21 protein-coding genes, 1 tRNA gene and 1 pseudogene are annotated in these 19,584 nt (G+C 47.7%); 1 reads left to right on the top strand and 22 read right to left on the bottom strand.

The features are described 5' to 3' along the window. Positions 1–120: 120 nt before the first annotated feature. The 3 genes from H615_RS0117350 to H615_RS0117340 all read right to left on the bottom strand — a co-directional run bounded on the left by H615_RS0117350 (position 121) and on the right by H615_RS0117340 (position 968). A complete protein-coding gene (locus H615_RS0117350; RefSeq protein WP_027956323.1) occupies positions 121–342 on the bottom strand; it encodes a glutaredoxin family protein in 222 nt (73 codons plus the stop codon). Between the two features lie 70 nt (positions 343–412). After that, positions 413–637, bottom strand: coding sequence for a hypothetical protein (locus H615_RS0117345; RefSeq protein WP_027956322.1), 225 nt, complete (start codon positions 635–637; stop codon positions 413–415). A gap of 255 nt (positions 638–892) precedes the next feature. Further along, positions 893–968, bottom strand: a tRNA-Arg gene (locus H615_RS0117340). Positions 969–1,355: 387 nt separating this feature from the next. On the opposite strand from H615_RS0117340, the pseudogene clpP reads away from it, so the two are divergent. Then, positions 1,356–1,943, top strand: a pseudogene (gene clpP, locus H615_RS0117335) (ATP-dependent Clp endopeptidase proteolytic subunit ClpP); the annotation flags it as partial. A 101-nt stretch (positions 1,944–2,044) separates the two neighbouring features. On the opposite strand, the gene H615_RS0117330 reads toward clpP, so the two are convergent. From H615_RS0117330 to H615_RS0117240, 19 genes are all read right to left on the bottom strand, one after another. Further along, positions 2,045–2,299, bottom strand: a complete 255-nt coding sequence (locus tag H615_RS0117330) for an HPr family phosphocarrier protein (RefSeq protein ID WP_027956320.1) — start codon at positions 2,297–2,299, stop codon at positions 2,045–2,047. 126 nt (positions 2,300–2,425) lie between these two features. Continuing rightward, entirely contained in the window at positions 2,426–3,382 is a 957-nt protein-coding gene (gene whiA, locus H615_RS0117325) for a DNA-binding protein WhiA (protein ID WP_027956319.1), read from the bottom strand. A 34-nt stretch (positions 3,383–3,416) separates the two neighbouring features. Further along, positions 3,417–4,370 (bottom strand): gluconeogenesis factor YvcK family protein, encoded by a 954-nt coding sequence (locus H615_RS0117320; RefSeq protein WP_027956318.1) that lies wholly within the window; start codon positions 4,368–4,370, stop codon positions 3,417–3,419. Positions 4,371–4,373: 3 nt separating this feature from the next. Continuing rightward, the gene (gene rapZ / locus H615_RS0117315) at positions 4,374–5,258 is read right to left on the bottom strand and encodes an RNase adapter RapZ (RefSeq protein WP_027956317.1); all 885 of its coding nucleotides are present in this window, start codon (positions 5,256–5,258) and stop codon (positions 4,374–4,376) included. A gap of 24 nt (positions 5,259–5,282) precedes the next feature. Continuing rightward, the gene (locus H615_RS0117310) at positions 5,283–5,741 is read right to left on the bottom strand and encodes an 8-oxo-dGTP diphosphatase (RefSeq protein ID WP_027956316.1); all 459 of its coding nucleotides are present in this window, start codon (positions 5,739–5,741) and stop codon (positions 5,283–5,285) included. A gap of 271 nt (positions 5,742–6,012) precedes the next feature. Next, complete coding sequence (trxB, locus tag H615_RS0117305; RefSeq protein WP_027956315.1) at positions 6,013–6,963, bottom strand: thioredoxin-disulfide reductase; 951 nt, start codon at positions 6,961–6,963, stop codon at positions 6,013–6,015. 267 nt (positions 6,964–7,230) lie between these two features. Further along, a complete protein-coding gene (locus tag H615_RS0117300; RefSeq protein WP_027956314.1) occupies positions 7,231–8,256 on the bottom strand; it encodes a tetratricopeptide repeat protein in 1,026 nt (341 codons plus the stop codon). A gap of 89 nt (positions 8,257–8,345) precedes the next feature. Next, positions 8,346–8,969: a bifunctional phosphoribosyl-AMP cyclohydrolase/phosphoribosyl-ATP diphosphatase HisIE gene (gene hisIE, locus H615_RS0117295; protein WP_027956313.1), complete on the bottom strand. Its 624-nt coding sequence runs from the start codon at positions 8,967–8,969 to the stop codon at positions 8,346–8,348. Continuing rightward, positions 8,966–9,724: an imidazole glycerol phosphate synthase subunit HisF gene (gene hisF / locus H615_RS0117290; RefSeq protein ID WP_027956312.1), complete on the bottom strand. Its 759-nt coding sequence runs from the start codon at positions 9,722–9,724 to the stop codon at positions 8,966–8,968. Before hisF ends, hisIE begins: the two co-directional genes overlap by 4 nt. Next, positions 9,724–10,455: a 1-(5-phosphoribosyl)-5-[(5-phosphoribosylamino)methylideneamino]imidazole-4-carboxamide isomerase gene (hisA, locus tag H615_RS0117285; RefSeq protein WP_027956311.1), complete on the bottom strand. Its 732-nt coding sequence runs from the start codon at positions 10,453–10,455 to the stop codon at positions 9,724–9,726. Before hisA ends, hisF begins: the two co-directional genes overlap by 1 nt. A 13-nt stretch (positions 10,456–10,468) precedes the next feature. Further along, entirely contained in the window at positions 10,469–11,098 is a 630-nt protein-coding gene (gene hisH / locus H615_RS0117280) for an imidazole glycerol phosphate synthase subunit HisH (protein WP_027956310.1), read from the bottom strand. A gap of 2 nt (positions 11,099–11,100) precedes the next feature. After that, positions 11,101–11,694: an imidazoleglycerol-phosphate dehydratase HisB gene (hisB, locus tag H615_RS0117275; RefSeq protein WP_027956309.1), complete on the bottom strand. Its 594-nt coding sequence runs from the start codon at positions 11,692–11,694 to the stop codon at positions 11,101–11,103. After that, entirely contained in the window at positions 11,691–12,965 is a 1,275-nt protein-coding gene (gene hisD / locus H615_RS0117270; protein ID WP_027956308.1) for a histidinol dehydrogenase, read from the bottom strand. The genes hisB and hisD overlap by 4 nt, the downstream gene beginning before the upstream one ends. Continuing rightward, the gene (hisG, locus tag H615_RS0117265) at positions 12,962–13,600 is read right to left on the bottom strand and encodes an ATP phosphoribosyltransferase (protein ID WP_027956307.1); all 639 of its coding nucleotides are present in this window, start codon (positions 13,598–13,600) and stop codon (positions 12,962–12,964) included. Before hisG ends, hisD begins: the two co-directional genes overlap by 4 nt. After that, positions 13,597–14,778 carry an ATP phosphoribosyltransferase regulatory subunit gene (locus H615_RS0117260; RefSeq protein ID WP_027956306.1) on the bottom strand — a complete coding sequence of 394 codons (1,182 nt, stop codon included), beginning with the start codon at positions 14,776–14,778 and terminating at the stop codon, positions 13,597–13,599. Before H615_RS0117260 ends, hisG begins: the two co-directional genes overlap by 4 nt. A gap of 178 nt (positions 14,779–14,956) precedes the next feature. Continuing rightward, complete coding sequence (locus H615_RS0117255; protein WP_027956305.1) at positions 14,957–16,612, bottom strand: acyl-CoA dehydrogenase family protein; 1,656 nt, start codon at positions 16,610–16,612, stop codon at positions 14,957–14,959. Next, positions 16,609–18,141, bottom strand: coding sequence for a class I adenylate-forming enzyme family protein (locus H615_RS0117250; protein WP_027956304.1), 1,533 nt, complete (start codon positions 18,139–18,141; stop codon positions 16,609–16,611). The genes H615_RS0117255 and H615_RS0117250 overlap by 4 nt, the downstream gene beginning before the upstream one ends. Continuing rightward, positions 18,138–18,530 (bottom strand): MerR family transcriptional regulator, encoded by a 393-nt coding sequence (locus H615_RS0117245; RefSeq protein WP_027956303.1) that lies wholly within the window; start codon positions 18,528–18,530, stop codon positions 18,138–18,140. Before H615_RS0117245 ends, H615_RS0117250 begins: the two co-directional genes overlap by 4 nt. 113 nt (positions 18,531–18,643) lie before the next feature. Next, positions 18,644–19,462: a hypothetical protein gene (locus tag H615_RS0117240; RefSeq protein WP_027956302.1), complete on the bottom strand. Its 819-nt coding sequence runs from the start codon at positions 19,460–19,462 to the stop codon at positions 18,644–18,646. Positions 19,463–19,584: the final 122 nt, after the last annotated feature.

Below are 19,584 nucleotides of genomic sequence, written 5' to 3'. Positions count from 1 at the left end.
CTGGGATGAATTACGTCCCAGGTAGTCATATTATGTCCCACTAGGAGCAAAAAAATATCTTATTACATTTTTTATATTAACAGTGAGGGGGTACGGGTGCAAGCAGAAAACCTATGGTTTTTATTGTAAACGCTTTTGCAGTTCAAAGTAATCAATGGACCGGTAGTCCAGTTCCTCTTCATTGATCCTCACGACTGGTATCTCGAGAAAATACTTCTCATGAAGCTCCGGGTCTGTTTCGATATCTATTTCCGCCACTTCCACAGAAAACAAAGACAACAGGGCCCTCACTTCATCACATAACGCGCATCCGTTCTTTCTATACAAAACGACTGTCTGCATTCCATCCCCCCCTTATCCTATCCCTTTTGCACAGGACTTGTTCCTATTTCACAATAAAAAGGACACACATTCAAGATGCGTGCCCTTTTTTATCATAAACGCCATTATCGATTTTGAGTTTTCTGCGATGTAAAAATTCCGCCAACCCTTCGCTTACATAGTTTTCCGGAGTTCTTTTCAGTAACTCGTAATTAAACGACAACTTCTGTTGCTTCTGCATATCAAACACGTGAATCCGCCGGTCTTCAGACACTTGTTCGGTCGACAAGATTTTGTAACGGATTAGGTTTGTCATAGATACCCCTCTTCTAAATAAAGCGAAAAGTCCTACAGTACATAAAATAATCATAACATACGACGCCTCATTTAGAAACTACATTGAAATAACTTACCCAAATAAACGTTCGTATAACTTTCGTAAGATTACTGTTCATAAGATGTTTAAATAACATGCATGTAACTGTCAGCTTTATCCTACTGTTATTATACCATAATAACATTGGAAATATAAAAAAATAGACCTTCCCAAAGGAAGGTCTATTTTAGACAGCGCGCCTGAGAGGATTCGAACCCCCGACTGACGTAGAACCGGAATCTACCGCTCTATCCGACTGAGCTACAGGCGCAGAAGCGACATGCAAATACTATTATAATGAATGAACCTAGATTACGCAACCCGTTTTTTAAAAATAATTTCATTTGGTACGACTACTCGTTATAAAACGATCCACTGTCCGTCGGGCGTCCCTGCAACTCCGCAGAATTCTTCCTGTACAGTGACAGAGAAGCGAGGTCTTAAAACAATTATATAGGAAGATCCCCGGATGTTCCACGGATTTTTATATCCTACGTTTATTACAGACAATTAAGGGTATGATGGTAGAAGGAATCCGTCTCTTCCGTCTGATTTAACGGCTGCGGATATCGTCGATTGTTTTTGTTTGACCTTTATTGACCTTAAAGGTATGATGAATGTATCTCAAAGATAATCAAGTGATGATAAGGAGGAACTTACAATGAATTTAGTCCCTACAGTTATTGAACAAACAAACCGGGGAGAGCGTGCTTATGACATCTACTCCCGCTTACTTAAAGACCGTATCATTATGCTCGGCAGCCCGATTGATGACAACATCTCGAACTCTGTTGTAGCTCAGCTGTTGTTCCTTGCAGCAGATGACCCTGAAAAAGATATTTCCCTATACATTAACTCCCCAGGTGGTTCCATTACTGCAGGAATGGCGATCTACGATACGATGCAGTTCATCAAGCCGAATGTATCTACCATCTGCACAGGTATGGCAGCATCTATGGGCGCCTTCCTTCTGAACGCTGGTGAGCCTGGGAAGCGTTATGCTCTTCCAAACAGTGAAGTCATGATCCACCAGCCACTAGGCGGTACACAGGGTCAGGCATCTGACATTGAAATTCACGCAAAGCGTATCATCAAAATGCGCGAGAAACTGAACCAGATTCTTGCCGAACGTACAGGTCAGCCGTACGAGGTCATCGAACGCGATACAGACCGCGACAACTTCATGTCTGCACACGAAGCTGTTGAGTACGGACTAATCGACAAAGTGATGGAAAAGAACGTTTAATGACATCTCTTAAAAATCCGCTGGAACTCCAGCGGATTTTTTTATGTTTTATATGAGAACGTTCTCTTATTCGACACGTTCATTGATTCACATAATGAAGCTTACGCAGGTTGCACAAATGCCGTTAACATTTGAATGACCTGTTCTTCATCAGAGCCGTCTGCGATAATTTTCACTTCTTCGTCGGTGCCAACCGCAAGACTCATTAACCCCATGATACTTTTTGCATTCACACGTTTTTCCTCTTTTTCAATGAAGATGTCCGCGGAAAATTTATTAGCTTCCTGAACAAACAAGGCAGCAGGTCTTGCCTGAAGGCCGGTTTCCAATTCGATTTTAATCGTTTTTTCCAACACTGGTCATTCTCCTTTCTTGTTCACGCCATTTTTGTAAGCGTTATCAAATGGGTGAAAAAAGAACGCTCTCCTTACGAAAGCGTTATAATTGTCTTTTATTATAGCACGAATGAATTCGAAGATGAATCAGTTTCTGGACTTTTCTGTGACTTCACCTTTTCTAACCCGGTCAGCGAATTCATCAATTTTTCTCAGTCTGTGGTTAATGCCGGATTTACTGATTGTTCCGCCGGAGACGTACTCCCCCAGTTCCTTCAGCGAAACTTCCTGGTATTGAAGACGAAGGGAAGCAATCTCTTGAAGCTTATCCGGAAGAGCCTCCAGTCCTACTGTACGCTTGATAAATTTTATATTCTCCACCTGGCGGAAGGCCGCACCAATGGTTTTATTCAGGTTGGCCGTCTCGCAGTTCACCAGACGGTTTACGGAATTTCTCATATCTCTGACAATCCGGACATCTTCGAACTTGAATAACGCCTGATGGGCTCCGATATTACTGATCAGCTCTGTGATCTTATCGGCTTCTTTCAAGTAAGTGATATACCCTTTTTTCCTGCTCAGCGTCCGGGCATGCAGGTCAAAGCTGTTCATCAGCTTACACAACGCCTCGTTGTGTTCCTCATCCGCAGAATAAATTTCCAGGTGATAAGACGAAGTTTCCGGATTATTGACAGAACCTCCGGCAAGAAAGGCCCCTCTCAAATACGCCCGTTTACAACTTGTATCTTTCAAATACTTCTTTGGGATATTTGGGTTAATGGATAACGGCCCTTTTAATATTTCAAGGTCCTCCAATACAACATCCGCCTTTTCCGCAAGTCTTACAATATATACATTATTCTTCTTCAAACGCATTTTTTTACGCACGAGAAGTTCAACAGGGTATGGGTAAATCTTCTTGATCAGTGTATAGATCCTGCGGGCAATAGCCGCGTTTTCCGTCTGCACATCCAGAATGTACTGGCGGTTCGATAAGGAGAACGTTCCATTCATCCGGACGAGCGCAGCCAGTTCCGCTTCCATCGATCCCATATCTGCTTCTACGTTTGTCAGCTCTTTTTTTATTTCAGATGCAAAGGACATTCCGATCCCCCCTTTCCTAACAACAATCACTTTCTTAAAGCATGGAATGTAAAAGACGCGCCAATTTAGCTGTATCATGGCGCAGCATCACTTTATCATGATCAATAATATCTTCTTCAATCACTTGGACACCCATCGATTTGATCCGGTCAATATCATAAATCACCGGTTCAGCATTTTCTTCGGCATACTTTTTACGGACCTGCTGGTCGATGGGTCTGTTGTGCACAATTACTGACTGTACCACGTCACGGCCGATGTGATCAACCAGTGCCTGGATATGATCACCTGCAGAATAGCCGGACGTTTCGCCTTCCTGGGTCATAACGTTGCAGATATACGTTACTTTTGCCTTCGTTTCTTTCAGCGCATGACCAATTTCAGGAATGATAATGTTCGGCAGGATGCTCGTATATAGACTGCCCGGAGCGATGACAATTAAATCTGCCGAATGAATGGCTTCCACAGCTTCCGGAAGCGGCTGGACCGGTGTTGGACTGACAAACACCCGTTTTATTCGTTTTCCTTGTTTCGGTATGCTTGATTCCCCGGTTACGATCGTTCCGTCCTCCATTTCCGCGTGAAGGTTCATGCTGTGGTTGGCAATGGGATATATATTTCCGCGGACATTCAACACCCGGGAGATTTCCTTAATCCCTTTATAAAAATCCCCTGTCATGGACGCCATGGCTGCCAGAAGGAGATTTCCCATAGAATGGCCGGAAAGGCCGTTACCGTTGGAAAAACGATGTTGAAACAAGTCAAGCAGCATAGGCTCTGCATCTGACAGAGCGGCTACCACGTTCCGGATATCTCCCGGAGCAGGGATGGCCATTTCCGTTCGGAGTCTCCCTGAACTCCCCCCGTCATCAGCAACCGTTACGATGGCTGAAAGATCAACTGGTAATTTTTTCAGTCCCCGCAGGAGGACGGGCATTCCGGTGCCGCCCCCGATGACGACGACACGCGGCTTCGTCTTTGAATCCATCTATTACAAACCCTTCCTTTTTTCGATATCCCTGTGGGTTACGTGGGTCACGAAATCGCTTGAGAAATATTCGGATAGATGCTCCGCCAAAGCTACAGAGCGGTGCTGGCCTCCGGTACAGCCGATGGCGATAACAAGCTGACTTTTGCCTTCCCGTTTATATTGGGGAAGCATGAACTGTAGCAGATCCTTCAGCTTTTCCAGGAACTTCTGTGTATCGCTCCACTTGAACACATAGGAGGACACCTCGGAATTCAGACCTGTCAGCGGACGCATCTGCTCCACGTAATGGGGGTTGGGAAGAAAACGCACGTCAAACATTAAATCCGCATCAATCGGCACCCCGTATTTGAAGCCGAAGGACACCATCTGAACCGAAAATACCTGCTGTTCCTTCTGTCTGTAGCTTTCAATAATACGCTCCCGCAGTTCCTTCGGCTTCAATGAAGTGGTATCAATGATCGTCTGGGAACGGCCTCTAAGCTCATCAAGCATTTTTCGTTCTTTACGGATCCCCTCAAGAGGAAGTCCTTCTTTGGCAAGCGGGTGGGAGCGGCGTGTTTCTTTATACCTTGAAACGAGGGATTGGTCCTCTGCATCAAGGAAAAGAATATGCTCCTGCAGCCAGTTTTCTTTCCCCAGCTTGTCCAGTGAATCAAAAAGCGCATCGAAAAATTCCCGCCCTCTCAAATCCATGACAAGAGCCACATTCTGTATGTTGTTGCTGGAGTCCTTCATCAATTCCAGGAATTTAGGCAGAAGGGCAGGCGGCAGGTTGTCCACACAAAAAAAACCGAGATCTTCAAAGCTTTGAACAGCCACGGTTTTCCCTGCCCCTGACATTCCAGTAATAATTACCAGCTGAGTTTCATTTGCATCTACATGCATCTCCATCGCTCCCCATTCGTCAGGTCATGACGGATCCAGATCCTGATCGATCAGTTGGAAATCCGTCGTATATACAAATGTTCCATAAAGTTGGTGATCACTGCTTAGAATATGTCTGAATATCTCACGGTCACCCTCAGCCATGGGCTTGTTCAGCACTTCATCGACAGGGACCCATTCCAGTTCACCTTCTTCACTTTCCTCAAGCAGTTCACCAGTATAACTCGTCGTATAAAAGGTGAACATCATCCATTCCTGAGCCGTCTTTTCCTCTTCCCTCATGATAAAAGTAAAAGATCCCCTCAGTTCAGGGTTTTCAATATCAAGTCCTGTTTCCTCTTTAAACTCACGCACAGCTGAATCCTTAATGTTTTCTCCAGGTTCCATTTTTCCTCCAGGAGCTACATACCAGCCTCTGCGCGGTTTTTTAAGCATCAATATTTTGTCATTTGAACGTAAAACACAATTGGCTACACGCTGCATCGTTCGTACGTCACCTCATTTTCTGTCTGGAGGGCATCTCCCCCCATTATACAATGAATACACACACGGCAACAATATTATGAGCTGATTTTCCGAAAGGACCTCTTTGGAAGAAAGACATCGTTCAAGACTTGATCATAAAAAAAAGACACAGATGAGAAGCACCTGTGTCTTATAGAGCGAACTCTATTAAAAGGGGGTCAATTAATTATCTTCAGCGTAACAAAAGAATATTTCACAGATGTTACATCAGCGTTAAAATATTATATCTTTAATTGACGACTTTTAATTCCTCTAGAAGATTCTCAATATAGTGCTGTGCAGACTGGGCTGCAATACTGCCGTCACCTGTTGCTGTAACAATTTGACGCAGTTCTTTTTCACGGATATCTCCGGCTGCGAAGACGCCCGGCACTTTCGTTTCCATATTTTCGTCCGTTTCAATGTAGCCCTGCTCATTGGTAATGCCAAGGCTTGTGAACGGCTGGCTCAACGGGATCATACCAATATAGATGAAAGCTCCATTGGTATCGAAATCATATTCTTCATCCGTTTTTCTGTTATGAAGAGTGACACTGCCGACCTTTCCATCTTTATCATTGATGGTCTTGACAACTGTATCCCAGATGAAATCAATTTTATCATTATCAAAGGCACGATCCTGAAGGATTTTCTGAGCGCGCAGTTCGTCACGGCGGTGCACAATTGTTACCTTGCTCGCAAAGCGGGTCAAGTACACACCTTCTTCTACGGCAGAGTCTCCGCCGCCGACAACGACAAGCTCTTTATCCCGGAAGAAAGCCCCATCACATACGGCGCAGTAGGATACACCGCGTCCTCCAAGCTCTTTTTCACCAGGGACGCCGAGTTCTTTGTACTGGGCACCTGTCGTTACGATGACAGCACGGGCTTTGTACTCTTTATTGCCTGCTTTCACTGTTTTATATTCTTTCCCGTCGATTACTTCTTTAATATCGCCATAGGCATATTCTGCCCCAAACTTCTTCGCATGGTCGAACATTTTATTAGAAAGGTCCGGTCCAAGAATGCTTTCATAGCCCGGGTAGTTTTCTACATCTTCTGTATTGGCCATCTGTCCGCCTGGAATTCCACGCTCGATCATGAGCGTATCCAGATTCGCACGAGACGTATAAACGGCTGCTGTCATACCAGCAGGGCCGGCGCCAGCGATAATTACATCATAAATACGTTCTTCACTCATCTATCTTCAACTCCTTATGATTCCAAATCACTTGTTGTTTCCTGTACATATCATAGTAAATCATACGAAAACCGTCCATTAATGTGCTTATAAGAGGAGCGGGAGGCGCTTAAACCGCAGCAGGACAGGAACAGGCCGCACCTTTTCATGACAGCACATACATACGAAAACAGACCTTCGAAGAAAAGTTTCTCCTCTTCAGCAAAGATCTGCTTCAGCGTTTCCGGTCAGAGAGAAAGACCCTGCTGTTTCCTCTGCCCGTGGTTGTTAAACCTGATCCGACCAGGGACCGCCTTCTTCAGCCATTGGAGGGAACTGCTTGCAGCCCTTTTCCCACATTTGAAGAGCCTTTGCCGGCTGCCCTGTATGATAAAGTGCGATGCTGTACCATTTGTAGTACACCCGTCTTCTCACAACCTGTTTATCCTTCAGTGCCCGGAACCGTTCGATGGATTCCTGATAAAACCCTGCACGTGCCAGGGTTTCGGCTACAGCCAGCTTCTGCTGTTCGTGCATGGGAAAGACGTTGCGCAGCTGATGGATATGATGCATCGCTTCTTCCTGCTGCCCATTTTTCAAATGGAATACAGCAAGATTCACGTGGCTGTGAATGTCAGAGGGGTCCTCAGCTATAATCGAGCGCTCGAGATTCACCGCTTCTTCCTCGCTGCCGTTCATATAAAGAGCGAAGGCATACTTATGCTTCGCCATCGTAAACTCAGGGAACATGTCCATCATTTCTTCAAGAAGCTGAAGTGCCTGCTCCCACTCTTCCTGTTCCAAATGATAAAAGGCAGTTTCCTGATAAATCAAAAGCTCATCTTCATCTTCGAAAGCCCACTCGTCCTCATCCTCTTCTTCCTCTTCCTCAAGCGAATCCAGCATTTCCTTTAACTGTTCAGCTGCTTCCTCAAATTCCCCATCACCTGGTTGTTCGAGGTACGTGTCCACGTATTTTTTCGCATCACTGAGCAGACCTAGATGAGCGTAATTGTTCGCCATCAAGTAATAGCAGTCGACGTATTCCTTACCGAAATTGGCGAGCACTTCCGTCAACACCTGGTTGGCTGCATGATAAGAGCCAACTTCCGTGTAGACCACTGAAAGCTGGCATGGGTATAGAGGTTCTTCGGGAGAGGCTTCGATAGCTTTCTTCAGCCACTTGACAGCGGCATTGAAACGACGCTTTTGAAAAGCCTGGATCCCATGGGTAAAATAAAACTTACCTGAAGGCAGAAATGGGATAACATTCGTATTCTGTCGTGCCGCTGTCCCTTTTACTGATGTTGTCATGACTGTCCCCCTAATACGTATCAAATCTCACTAATTATGCAGTATAACATAAATAGGAAGCGAGAAATAGGAGAAAAAAGGAATCTCTCTTAGGAATGTCTTTCCTCCAACACACGCAGGACATCATCAAGCGGTACACCTCGATCTGTCAAAATCATAAGCAGGTGGAAAAGAAGATCGGCAGATTCCAGTGCCATCTCAGCCGGGTCATCGTTTTTAGCCGCAATAATCACTTCTCCGGCTTCTTCTCCAATTTTCTTGGCAATCCGGTCGACACCTTCCTGGAAAAGCTTGGACGTGTAAGAGTCTTCTGGTAGAAGAGACTTCCGCTCGGCCAGGACCGACTGGAGCTCATCAAGAATAGCATAGCGGTTTTCTTTTGCTTCTGTCTGTTCACCGGACAGTGTTTCAGAAAAACAACTGTAGCTTCCCGTGTGACAGGCCGGTCCGGCCGGAATCACCTGCACGAGCAGAGCGTCCTGATCACAGTCGTACTTGATCTGTTTCACCTGCTGAGTATTTCCGGACGTCTCCCCTTTGTGCCACAGTTCTTTTCTGGAACGGCTGTAAAAGACCGTTTCTCCAATCTTCAGTGTTTTTTCAAGAGACTCCTTATTCATATAAGCGAGGGTCAATACTTCTTTTGAGCGCTCATCCTGGACAATCGCCGGTACCAGGCCCTGCTCGTCAAATTTCACTTCATTGATGTTCATCGGATCGGCACCCCTTTATCTTTTAAGTAACGTTTCACGTTTCCTACAGATGTTTCTTTATAGTGGAAAATGGAAGCGGCAAGGGCCGCATCTGCATCCACCTTTGTAAACACATCATAAAAATGTTCACTGGAACCGGCACCACCGGAAGCAATGACCGGTACGCTTACGACGCTTTGAACAGCTTCCAGCATCGGCAGGTCAAAACCAGTCTTCTCCCCATCCTTGTTCATGGAAGTGAGCAGAATTTCACCCGCCCCACGTCTCACCGCTTCCTGAGCCCAATCGGTGAGAGACCACTCGGTCGGCGTCCGGCCTCCGTGCGTATAAACAACCCAGTTATCAGATGGTTCGTCATATCTGGCATCAATCGCGACGACGATGCACTGGCTGCCAAAATAATCGGCGCCTTCGGTAATTAATTCAGGGCGCTGGACGGCAGATGAATTCAAGGACACTTTATCGGCTCCATTTCTCAATGTCTCTTTAATATCCTCAAGTGTACGGATACCACCACCGACAGTAAAAGGAATCGCAAGCTCTGAGGCGACCGAGCGGACGACATCAATCATCGTTTTCTTCCCTTCGTGACTGGCAGATATATCAAGGAAAACGAGCTCATCGGCTCCCTGCTCATCATAGACTTTGGCAAGTTCAACTGGATCCCCAGCGTCTCTGATATCGACAAACTGAATCCCTTTGACGACCCGTCCTTCTTTTACATCAAGACATGGAATAATCCGTTTGGAAAGCATTACTCCACCTCCAAATCGAGGGCATCTTCTAATGTGAACTGGTTCGTATACAGTGCCTTTCCTACGATCGATCCTGCCACATTCCGATCACGGTACTGTTTTAATTCCTGAAGATCACCAAGGTCCTTGATGCCTCCGGAAGCGATGACATCCACCCCGGCTTCCTCAGCCAGACGGACGATTTCCTTTGTATTCGGTCCTGCCAGCATCCCGTCTTTAGCTATATCTGTGTAGATGAATGTCCGGGCACCAGCTTCCACAAGCTCTTTCGCCAGATCGACCGCCTTGATTTCCGACTGCTCCAGCCATCCGGCTGTGGAGACATACCCATCTCTTGCATCAAGCCCGATGGCGATCCGGCTGCCGTATTTGGCCAGCAGCTCTTTCGTTGTTTCAATATCACTGACAGCGAGGGAACCAATAATGACGCGGTCGACACCCTGGTCCAGATAATATTTCACATCCGCTTCAGAACGAATACCGCCGCCAATCTGAATACGGCTGTTCAGTTTTCTGGCTGCCTGAAGCACAAATTCAGCATTTTGCCTGGATCCTTCTTTCGCTCCATCCAGATCCACCATATGGATCCATGATGCTCCGGCTTCTGCGAACTGTCCGGCAATCTCAAAGGGGTTTTCCCCATAAATGGTCTCTTTATCAAAGTCTCCCTGCTCCAACCGCACACATTTTCCGCCGCGCATATCGATAGCAGGATAAATCGTAAAACTCATCTCGTGCCCCTCCTTATTGTCTGCACATCATCCGGCAGAAGTTTTCCAACAGCTGCATACCTGCACGACCGCTTTTTTCCGGGTGGAACTGACTGGCCACGACGTGATCCCGTCCTACAATGGCCGGTACGTCGCTGTGATAATCCGCCGTGGCATATAAAATATCCTCGTCCTCTGTGACGGCCGCATAGGAGTGAACGAAGTAGACGTACTCGTTCTCCACATCGGTCAACAGCTCTTTTTCCGGACGCCGGATGTTCATCTGGTTCCATCCCATGTGAGGTACTTTGTAGGCCCGGCCGTTTTCATCGATCCCGGAAAAGCGGCGGATGGTTCCTGGGAAAATACCCAGTCCATCTGTCCAGCCGCCTTCTTCACTGCTTTCAAAAAGCAGCTGCATGCCAAGACAGATGCCGTACAGCGGCACTCCTTCCTCCACTTTCTGGTGGATAAAACCGATAAACTGGTGCTCTGCCAAGGCTTTCATCGCATCCGGGAAAGCTCCCACTCCAGGCAGGATATAGCCGTCACATCCGTGAAGCTGATCAGGTCGGTCCCCGATTTTGTATTCGATATTCAAACGCTCCAGTGCTTTCGAAACACTGAAGAGGTTTCCCATGCCGTAATCAATCACACCGATCATGTTTACAAACTCCCCTTCGTACTCGGAACTCCCTGTACCCGTGGATCAATCTGTGTAGCTTCATCCAATGCGCGTGCCAAGGCTTTGAACATGGCTTCAATAATGTGGTGGGTGTTGTGTCCGTGGTGGAGGACGATATGCAGATTCATTCTTGCTTCTACCGCAAGCTTCCAGAAAAATTCATGGACATTTTCGGTATCAAAGGTCCCTACTCGGTCTTTCGGAAGTTCTGCACGCCATTCCAGATGAGGGCGGTCACTTAAGTCAACGGCTACCGTGACGAGCGTTTCATCCATCGGGAGAGTCATCGATCCATAACGTTTCATTCCGAATTTATCGCCTACCGCCTGCCGCAGCGTCTGGCCGAGGCAGATGCCGATATCCTCGGTTAAATGGTGGTCGTCCACCTCCACATCTCCATAGCCTCTGACCGTCAGATCAAAGAGGCCGTGCTTAGCGAACAGCTCCAGCATATGGGAAAGGAATGGAACCTGTACGTCCAGATCTGCCTTCCCCTGACCGTCGATCGTGAAATCGAGGCTGATATCTGTTTCTCTTGTTTTTCGTTCGATGCTGGCGTTGCGTCGTTCTGTCATGTCCAGCGCTCCTTTCTGATTTCAACGGCCCGGGCGTGGCCTTCAAGGCCTTCCAGTCTGGCGAAGCGGGCAATTTTGTCTGCATTCGTCTTCAAGGCCTGTTCACTGTAGGATATGATACTCGATTTTTTCACAAAGTCATCGACATTCAACGGGCTGGAAAAACGGGCCGTCCCGTTGGTGGGGAGGACATGGTTCGGTCCTGCGAAATAATCCCCGACCGGCTCACTGCTGTAGGGACCGAGGAAAATCGCCCCTGCATGCTTAATCTTCGCGAGATCATCAAAAGGCGACGCGGTCATCACTTCAAGGTGCTCCGGCGCCATTTCATTGACGGCCGATACCGCTTCTTCATGATCCCTGCACAAAACGATCATCCCGTAGTCTCCCACGCTTTTTCCGGCGATTTCCTTGCGTGGAAGTTTCTCAACCTGCTGCAGCACCGCTTCATTGACATCCTCAGCGAGCTGAGAGCTTGTCGTTACAAGGACACTGGATGAGCGGGCGTCGTGTTCCGCCTGGGACAACAGATCAGCAGCAATTTCTTCTGCTTTCGCTGTCTCATCAGCAAGCACAGCGATTTCACTTGGTCCTGCGATCATATCGATATCGACATCCCCGAACACCTCCCGCTTGGCAAGGGCTACAAAAACATTCCCAGGTCCTGTGATTTTATCGACAGCCGGAATCGTTTCCGTACCATAGGCAAGAGCGGCAACCGCCTGGGCTCCCCCCACTTTATACACATGTTCCACGCCGAGGATGTGGGCTGCAAGCAGCACACCGGCAGGCACTTGTCCGTCTTCTCCGGGCGGGGTTACCATGACGATCTTTTCCACGCCGGCTGCTTGAGCCGGAATGACGTTCATGAATACAGAAGATGGATAAGCCGCGGTCCCCCCCGGCACGTAAACGCCGGCCGCATCAATCGGCGTAATCTTCTGTCCGAGCAACGTCCCGTCTGGATTCGTATCGAACCATGAGGAGGTTTTTTGTTTCTCATGAAAAGCGCGGATGTTAGCCGCCGCTTCTTCCAGGATGCTGACAAACTCCCCATCGACGGATTCATAGGCCTGTTCAAACTCTTCTTTTGTCACTTTCATTTTCTCAAGGGTGACACCGTCGAACTGCTCCGTAAAGTCACGCACAGCCTGATCTCCCTCTTGTTTCACCCGGGCAATGATATTCTGGACTGATGCGCGCTGCTCTTGTGTTCCCTGATCAACACTGCGCTTTAACGAAGGCAGGTCCGTTCTATTGATGATTCTCATGTCCGGATCCCCTCCATCACTTCACTTAAATTGGTAACCATCTGTTCAATCTCTGTACTTTTCAGCCGGTAGCTGACAGGGTTCACGATCAGACGCGAAGTAATATCGGCAATCTTTTCATATTCGACAAGACCGTTTTCCTTCAGTGTCCGTCCGGTGGATACTATATCGACAATACGATCCGCAAGTCCGATCAATGGCGCAAGCTCAATCGATCCATTCAAGGGAATAATTTCGATCTGCTCTCCTTGTTCACGGAAATAATCGGAGGCGACCTTCGGATATTTGGTTGCAATTTTAGGTGCGATCCGGCTCAGCGGCTGATCCGGAAGACCAGCAACCGCTACGTAGCATGGGCTGATTTTCAAGTCCAGTACTTCATAGACATCACGATCTTGTTCCAAAAGGACGTCCTTACCGGCAATGCCGATATCAGCTGCTCCGTATTCTACATACGTGACAACATCCATCGGTTTAGCCATCATGACCCGGATGTTCTGGTCCGGAAACTCGAGGATCAATTTACGGGAATCATCGAGATCGGCTCCAAGTTCATAGCCGGCCTTTTCCATAAGAGCCGCCGCTTCTTTATAGATCCGCCCTTTCGGCATAGCAATTGTCAAAGGCTTACTCATTCTGATTTCCCTCCTTTTTTCGTTAAATCAACCGTTTGGGAAAGCTCCTGCTGGAAGGCTTGGATATCAGGGATCTGATCCACGTGCTGCAGCAGGACCGCGTACCCTTCCTGTCGGTATTTCTTCGCTTCTTCAATGCCCAGGCTGTGTGTTTCATCGTCCACAATGACAGCCATGCGCTCATCTTCGTCCTCCTGGTCATTCAAGGCTTCTACTAAACGCTCCAGATGAATGGCAAACCCTGTTGCCGATGCATTGAGCTGGAAAGAAGGAAGGAGTGTATCATAGCGCCCTCCATTGCAGAGCATGGCTCCCAAGTGAGGAGCGTAGCCTTCAAACAGGACTCCTGTGTAATAATCCATATGACTGATCAGATTCAAATCAAACTGAATGTACTGCTGCACCCCGTACTGCTCCAGAAGCCTGTGGAGCTGTTTTAATTCATTCACTGCCTGCATGCAGGACTGATTGCGGGCAAGCGAGCGGCTGTATTCAAAGATTTCTTCTCCGCCTTTCAACGTGAGCAGCTGGAGAAGGGATTGTTTTTTATCCGCCGGAGCATCCAGGGATTTGACGGCTTCTTTATAGCCGACATAATTTTTTCGGTAAAGGTAGTTCAGCAGCTCATCGATCGTTTCCTGATCATCTCCAAGCAGATCGTTGAAAAAGGCTTTCACGTACCCGATGTGTCCGACCGTAATGACAAAGTCGTCCAGCCCCGTCTGCTTTAAGGATTCAACAAGAAGAGCAATCACTTCCGCGTCTCCATAGGAAGAATGATCGCCAATGAGTTCTGTTCCCACTTGTTCAAACTGGGCAGGCTTTCCTCCTTCTGCCTGCTGTGCACGGAAGACCGGACCGTCATAGGCCAGACGGAGAGGGAACTCACTGTTTTTCAGCTGAGAAGCCGCCACGCGCGCAATGGGAGCCGTCAAATCCGGACGGAGGACAAGTGTATGCCCCTGCTGGTCAAGCAGCTTGAACAGCTGCTGATCAAGTGTGGCACTCACCTGACCGACGGTATCGTGATATTCCATAATCGGCGTATCCATAAACGAATAGCCGTAAGATAGGATCGTTTCCGATAAATTTCTTCTTGCTTTCGATTTTTGTTTATAAAAAAAGGGAAGCGTGTCCCGCATTCCCAAAGGTTTTTCAAACATCAGACGTTTCACCAATGGAACCCATCCTTTCACCAAATCCTTTAGCTTGCTAATATGCTAACATGATAAAGATGACGCGTCAAACAAGAATTACCATCCGTATGCATTCTTCCCTATCATAACAGAATCTTTTGAAAAAAGCCGGTTCAGCCGCCCAACGAAAAACAGCCCCCTGCAAGAGGGGGCTGTCTGTTTAAGGTTTGACGGCCGTCCGGTATAACAGATCATCTGCATACTGAAGGACCAATGGATCTTCCAAGTTTGATTCGCGGTGAAAATGAAGGTGGAGATACAAGCTGGCGGCCTTTTCTGTCCGTCCGCCTTCTCTTTTCATCTCCAGTGCGGTGACCCCTTCATAGAGCAGAGCCATCTTTTTGGCGAGGCGTTTGCTGTAAAAGGTCTGCTCCCGTTCCTTCATCTGCATCATCCGTCTGGATTCTTCAAGAAAATCTTCCAAGTATTCGTCGACCGCACGCACATCCTCATCCTTTTCCAAGACATCCATTCGTGCTTTAAGCTCATCGTAAAACAACTGGTGGGCCTGATACTTATGGAACAGCCGCAAAACCTCAAGCCCAAGGATGTTCGCCGTCCCCTCCCAGACTGTAAGCACCTGGGCATCACGAAGCAGTCGGGGAGTGACAAAATCCTCGATATACCCATTTCCTCCATGAAGTTCAATGGCTTCCTGGGCAAAGTGAACCGCCTGTTCTGCCGATTCCTTTTTTAATACAGCAATACGAAGCCGGTTCAGCACCTCTTCTTCCGGACGGTGTTCTGAAGCATGAACCATGCGGTCAAAGGCACGAATCATGTGAAACACCGCCCGCGTTTCCACTTCCTGCTTCATTGTCATAGTGGAAAGGGTATCCTGAATCATCGGGTAGTCAATCAGCCTGCCCCCAAACGCCTCCCGTTCTTTCGCATAGGCAAGGGATTCGGTGACTGAGCGGCGCATAATTCCAATTGAAGCCACGGCATTGCATATCCGGGAAAGGTTCAAGGCTTCCATCATGTAATAAAACCCTCTGTCCGCCTCTCCTACTAAGTAACCCTCAGCTCCTGCAAATTCCACCTCGGCTGATGGAACAGCCCGGACTCCGAGCTTGTCTTTCAAACGGCGGATTTGAATTCCGTTCAGCTGTCCATCCCCGCCACGCCAGGGCACGAGGAACAGACTCAATCCTTTCGTCCCCTTCTGCGCACCTTCCACCCTGGCCAGAACCATAGCGACACCACAGGCACCGGCGTTACTGGCAAAATATTTTTCCCCATAAAGGTGGTAGACGTCCCCCTCCTTCACGGCCTTGACCTCATTTGCCCCAACATCCGATCCTCCCTGGCGCTCGGTTAAGAAAGTCGCTCCTTCAAAAAGGTCCACCTCTCCTGTGGATAGAACGTGAGGCAGATATTTAGCTTTCAATTGGTCATCAGCGTAATGATCGATTAAATACGCAGTAGCCATTGTAAGGGTGACCGGACAGTAAAAGCCGGGCTCTGCCTGGGAGAGCAGGTAACCGAGAGCAAAGGAATACGTGTAATCCCCCGGCACCCCTAGTTCCGGAATCGGTTTATGAACAAAACCTACAATACCAGTGTTGTAGGTATCCCGAACGGTCTTCAAGTACCCTTCATTGAGACGCACATAGGAAATATCCCGCCCCATTTTGTCATACTTAATCAAAACAGGCCGGCCATCTCTGTCGGTGTACGCCGCGCGCTCATCAATATCGTGAGCACACATCGCACCGTAATTTTCCAGCTTGGGGAAGGCCCATTTCTGAAAAGGTTCATTCCAGGATTGCTTCAGTACATGCTGAAGATTCTCATCATTTAGAAAAAAGTTCATGACCGCTCCCCCTGAACCTGTTGATTTTCTTCTCGAAGCCTGTGCTTTAACAGCTTGCCTGTGGCATTACGAGGCAGCTCCTGAACTTCTTCATACAACCTCGGGATTTTATACCCTGCCAAGTGGTTTTCCAGAAAGGACCGGCACTCCTCTTCCAATTGATCGATCCTGCTGTGCGAAACGATAAAGGCCTTCACCGTTTCACCCCAGTCGGGATGGGGGACGCCCGTCACCGCAGCATCCTCAATAAGAGGATGCTGCAGGAGGATGGTTTCAATTTCCCGCGGATAGATATTGACACCTCCCGAGATGATCATATCTTTCATTCGATCGACCACCCACACATACCCCTCCTCATCCCGCACAGCGAGATCACCGGTTTTCAACCATCCGTCCTGCATGACTTCTCTGGTGAGGTCCGGGTCTTTGTAGTAGGCTTTCATGACTCCATCTCCCCGCAGACAGATTTCGCCCACCTCACCCGCTCCGGTTTCCTGCCCATCGTCACGGGCGATTTTCATTTCACAGTTGAGAGCCGCACGCTGACCGATACTTCCTGCTTTTCTCTCATGCTCTGACGGAAGCAGAAGAGTACCGTTGGGACCGGCTTCTGTTAATCCATATACACAGTACAGGCTCTCTGTGTCCAACTGTTCTTGTATGAAATCCACCTCCGTACGGGAAAGTGGTGCTCCTCCATAAACCCAGTGTTTCATCCAGCTCATGTCTGTATCTGCAACATCCGGATGTCTGGCTGTCATTAAATAGGCGACAGGTGCCCCAAAGAAATGCGTCGTTTTCTCTCTGGATGCGAGTTCCAGCAAAAGATCAGGCGTAAATGATGACGCTGTAACATGGGTAGCTCCGACATAGGTACCTGCGGTTAAAAACAAGTGAAGCGGAGCGGAATGGCTGAGTGGCATCATATGAAGAATCCGGCTCGAAACTTTCATCTCCATTTCAATCGCCATCATAATGGAAACGCTTAGTATATTTTTGTGCGTAAACACAACTCCTTTTGGCGTCCCCGTCGTTCCTGACGTATACAAAATGGAAGCCTCCTCCTCTTCAGAGGCATCATTCACGACTTCCAGCGCCTCTTCCTGAGCCAGAAGAGCAGAGTAGGAGAGCCAGTTACCTTGGGAAGCCCCGGTTTTAATAAAGGTGCCCGTGTTGTCCTCTGCAAGCCCTTTGACTTGTGGCCACGTCTGTTCATGTGTAAGCAGGACGACCGCATCACTGTGATCATAAATATAGGAAACTTCCTTCTCTATCAATCGGGCATGAATGGGAACGACCACCGCTCCCGCCCGGTGAGCCGCAAAGTAGCCCACTATAAACTCGATTGTGTTCGGCATGTGAATGACGATTTTATCCCCACGTTCGACACCAAGTCTCATGAAGGCACGGGCCATTTGATTCACCTGTTCATTCCATTCCTTATAGCTCAATCGTCGATCGGGTGAAATCAATCCATCTTTATCCGGATACTTTCTTGCCTGATAAGCCAGCATTTCTGATACATTCACAGCGTTTCTCCTCTCCGCTCCCTCAATTCCTGCTCAAACCTTTCCATCCAAGCTTCCATTTCCTTCTTTAATTCCAATAGTTCACGGATTCTAATGTCCACTTCCTGCATCTTTTCCCTGCCGTAAGACATGGTCCTTTCCAGCTGGCTCACTCCGGAAGGGTCTTGATCAAAAAGTTCGATCATTTCCTTGATTTCTTCCAGATGAAAGCCATACTTTTTGCCACGAAATATGAGTCGGATTCTTGTGAGGTCGCCAGGGGAGAACATCCTTCGTCCCTGGAGATTCCGTTCCGGCCTGATTAAGCCGATTTCTTCGTAATACCGGATCGTCCGCTTCGTTACATCAAACGTTTCAGCTACATCCTTAATCGACAGTTCGTCTCTCATCTGCAGCGCCTCTCATTGAATGAATTTTCCAACAATTACACTATACCATTTACGTTAACGTCATCTTCAACTATAAAATTTTGGAAATTAAAAACACCAGCCAACGCTGGTGTTTAATAATTCCCGTATTGAAATAAAAATAGAAAAGCGACAAGTGAGGAAGGTACCTGCTCCCGTACAGACCATTCTACGATAAAACCCGGCATGTTCCCGAAACGGTCGGCCGCTTCGGTCGGAATAGCTCCCTGCTTAATCTCCGCCCAGACCCTGTCGTTTTCATCTGTCACCTGGTACCAGCCGAGGTAACGATCTCCTTCAAGCTGCCATCGGAGGTTGTGTCCTTCAATAAAACCGATGACACGCTTTCCATCCGTCCCTTTCCACTCTTTCGTATAAGCCGTATACCTGCCTGCTTCATTCTGAATATAACCACGCCATTTGAAGCCGCCCTTTTTCTCAAGGCGGTACTGAGACGCATCCTGATCATCTTTATAAACAAAAGAACCTGATTTAATGGAAGGAATAGAAAGCCAGCTTGAAATGACAGGGGCCGGTTTATACTTCCAGTGCTGTTCTTCCTCCGCCTGTGCATATCGTTCCCCTCTCATATCATAAAGACCAGCTTGATCATTTCTAATATCCTGCTGGCCAAGATACATGCGCTTCGGAAAAAGGGGATAGGTGTATTCAGGACAGGAGTCCGCGGTCTGGATGGTCGTATGCCGTAATTTGTTGAAATCCTGCAGGCCCGTCACAAACAATCCTGCTCCCGTTACAAAAAACAAGGGGAAGTAGAATAGAGAAAGGATAAAGGAACCCTCCTGATAAAATAAGATGGAAATAAGAAAGAACATACCAAAAACCAGCAACACCCCACCCGTGATCAACTGTCTTCCTGCATCTTTCAATATCAACGACCGAATGTCCGTCATACCTTTTCCCCCTTTCTATGTTCTACGCAGCAATCATGGAAAAAGTTTCAAATATCCATTCTCCCCATAGGACAGAAAGCAAACTGTTGGCTATCGGAAGGCGGACGTCCGAGCCCAGCTCT

It is taken from the genome of Halobacillus kuroshimensis DSM 18393, from assembly GCF_000425705.1.
In the GTDB taxonomy this organism is placed as follows: Bacteria; Bacillota; Bacilli; order Bacillales; family Halobacillaceae; genus Halobacillus; species Halobacillus kuroshimensis.
This window is presented reverse-complemented; position numbering and strand designations above follow the sequence as displayed.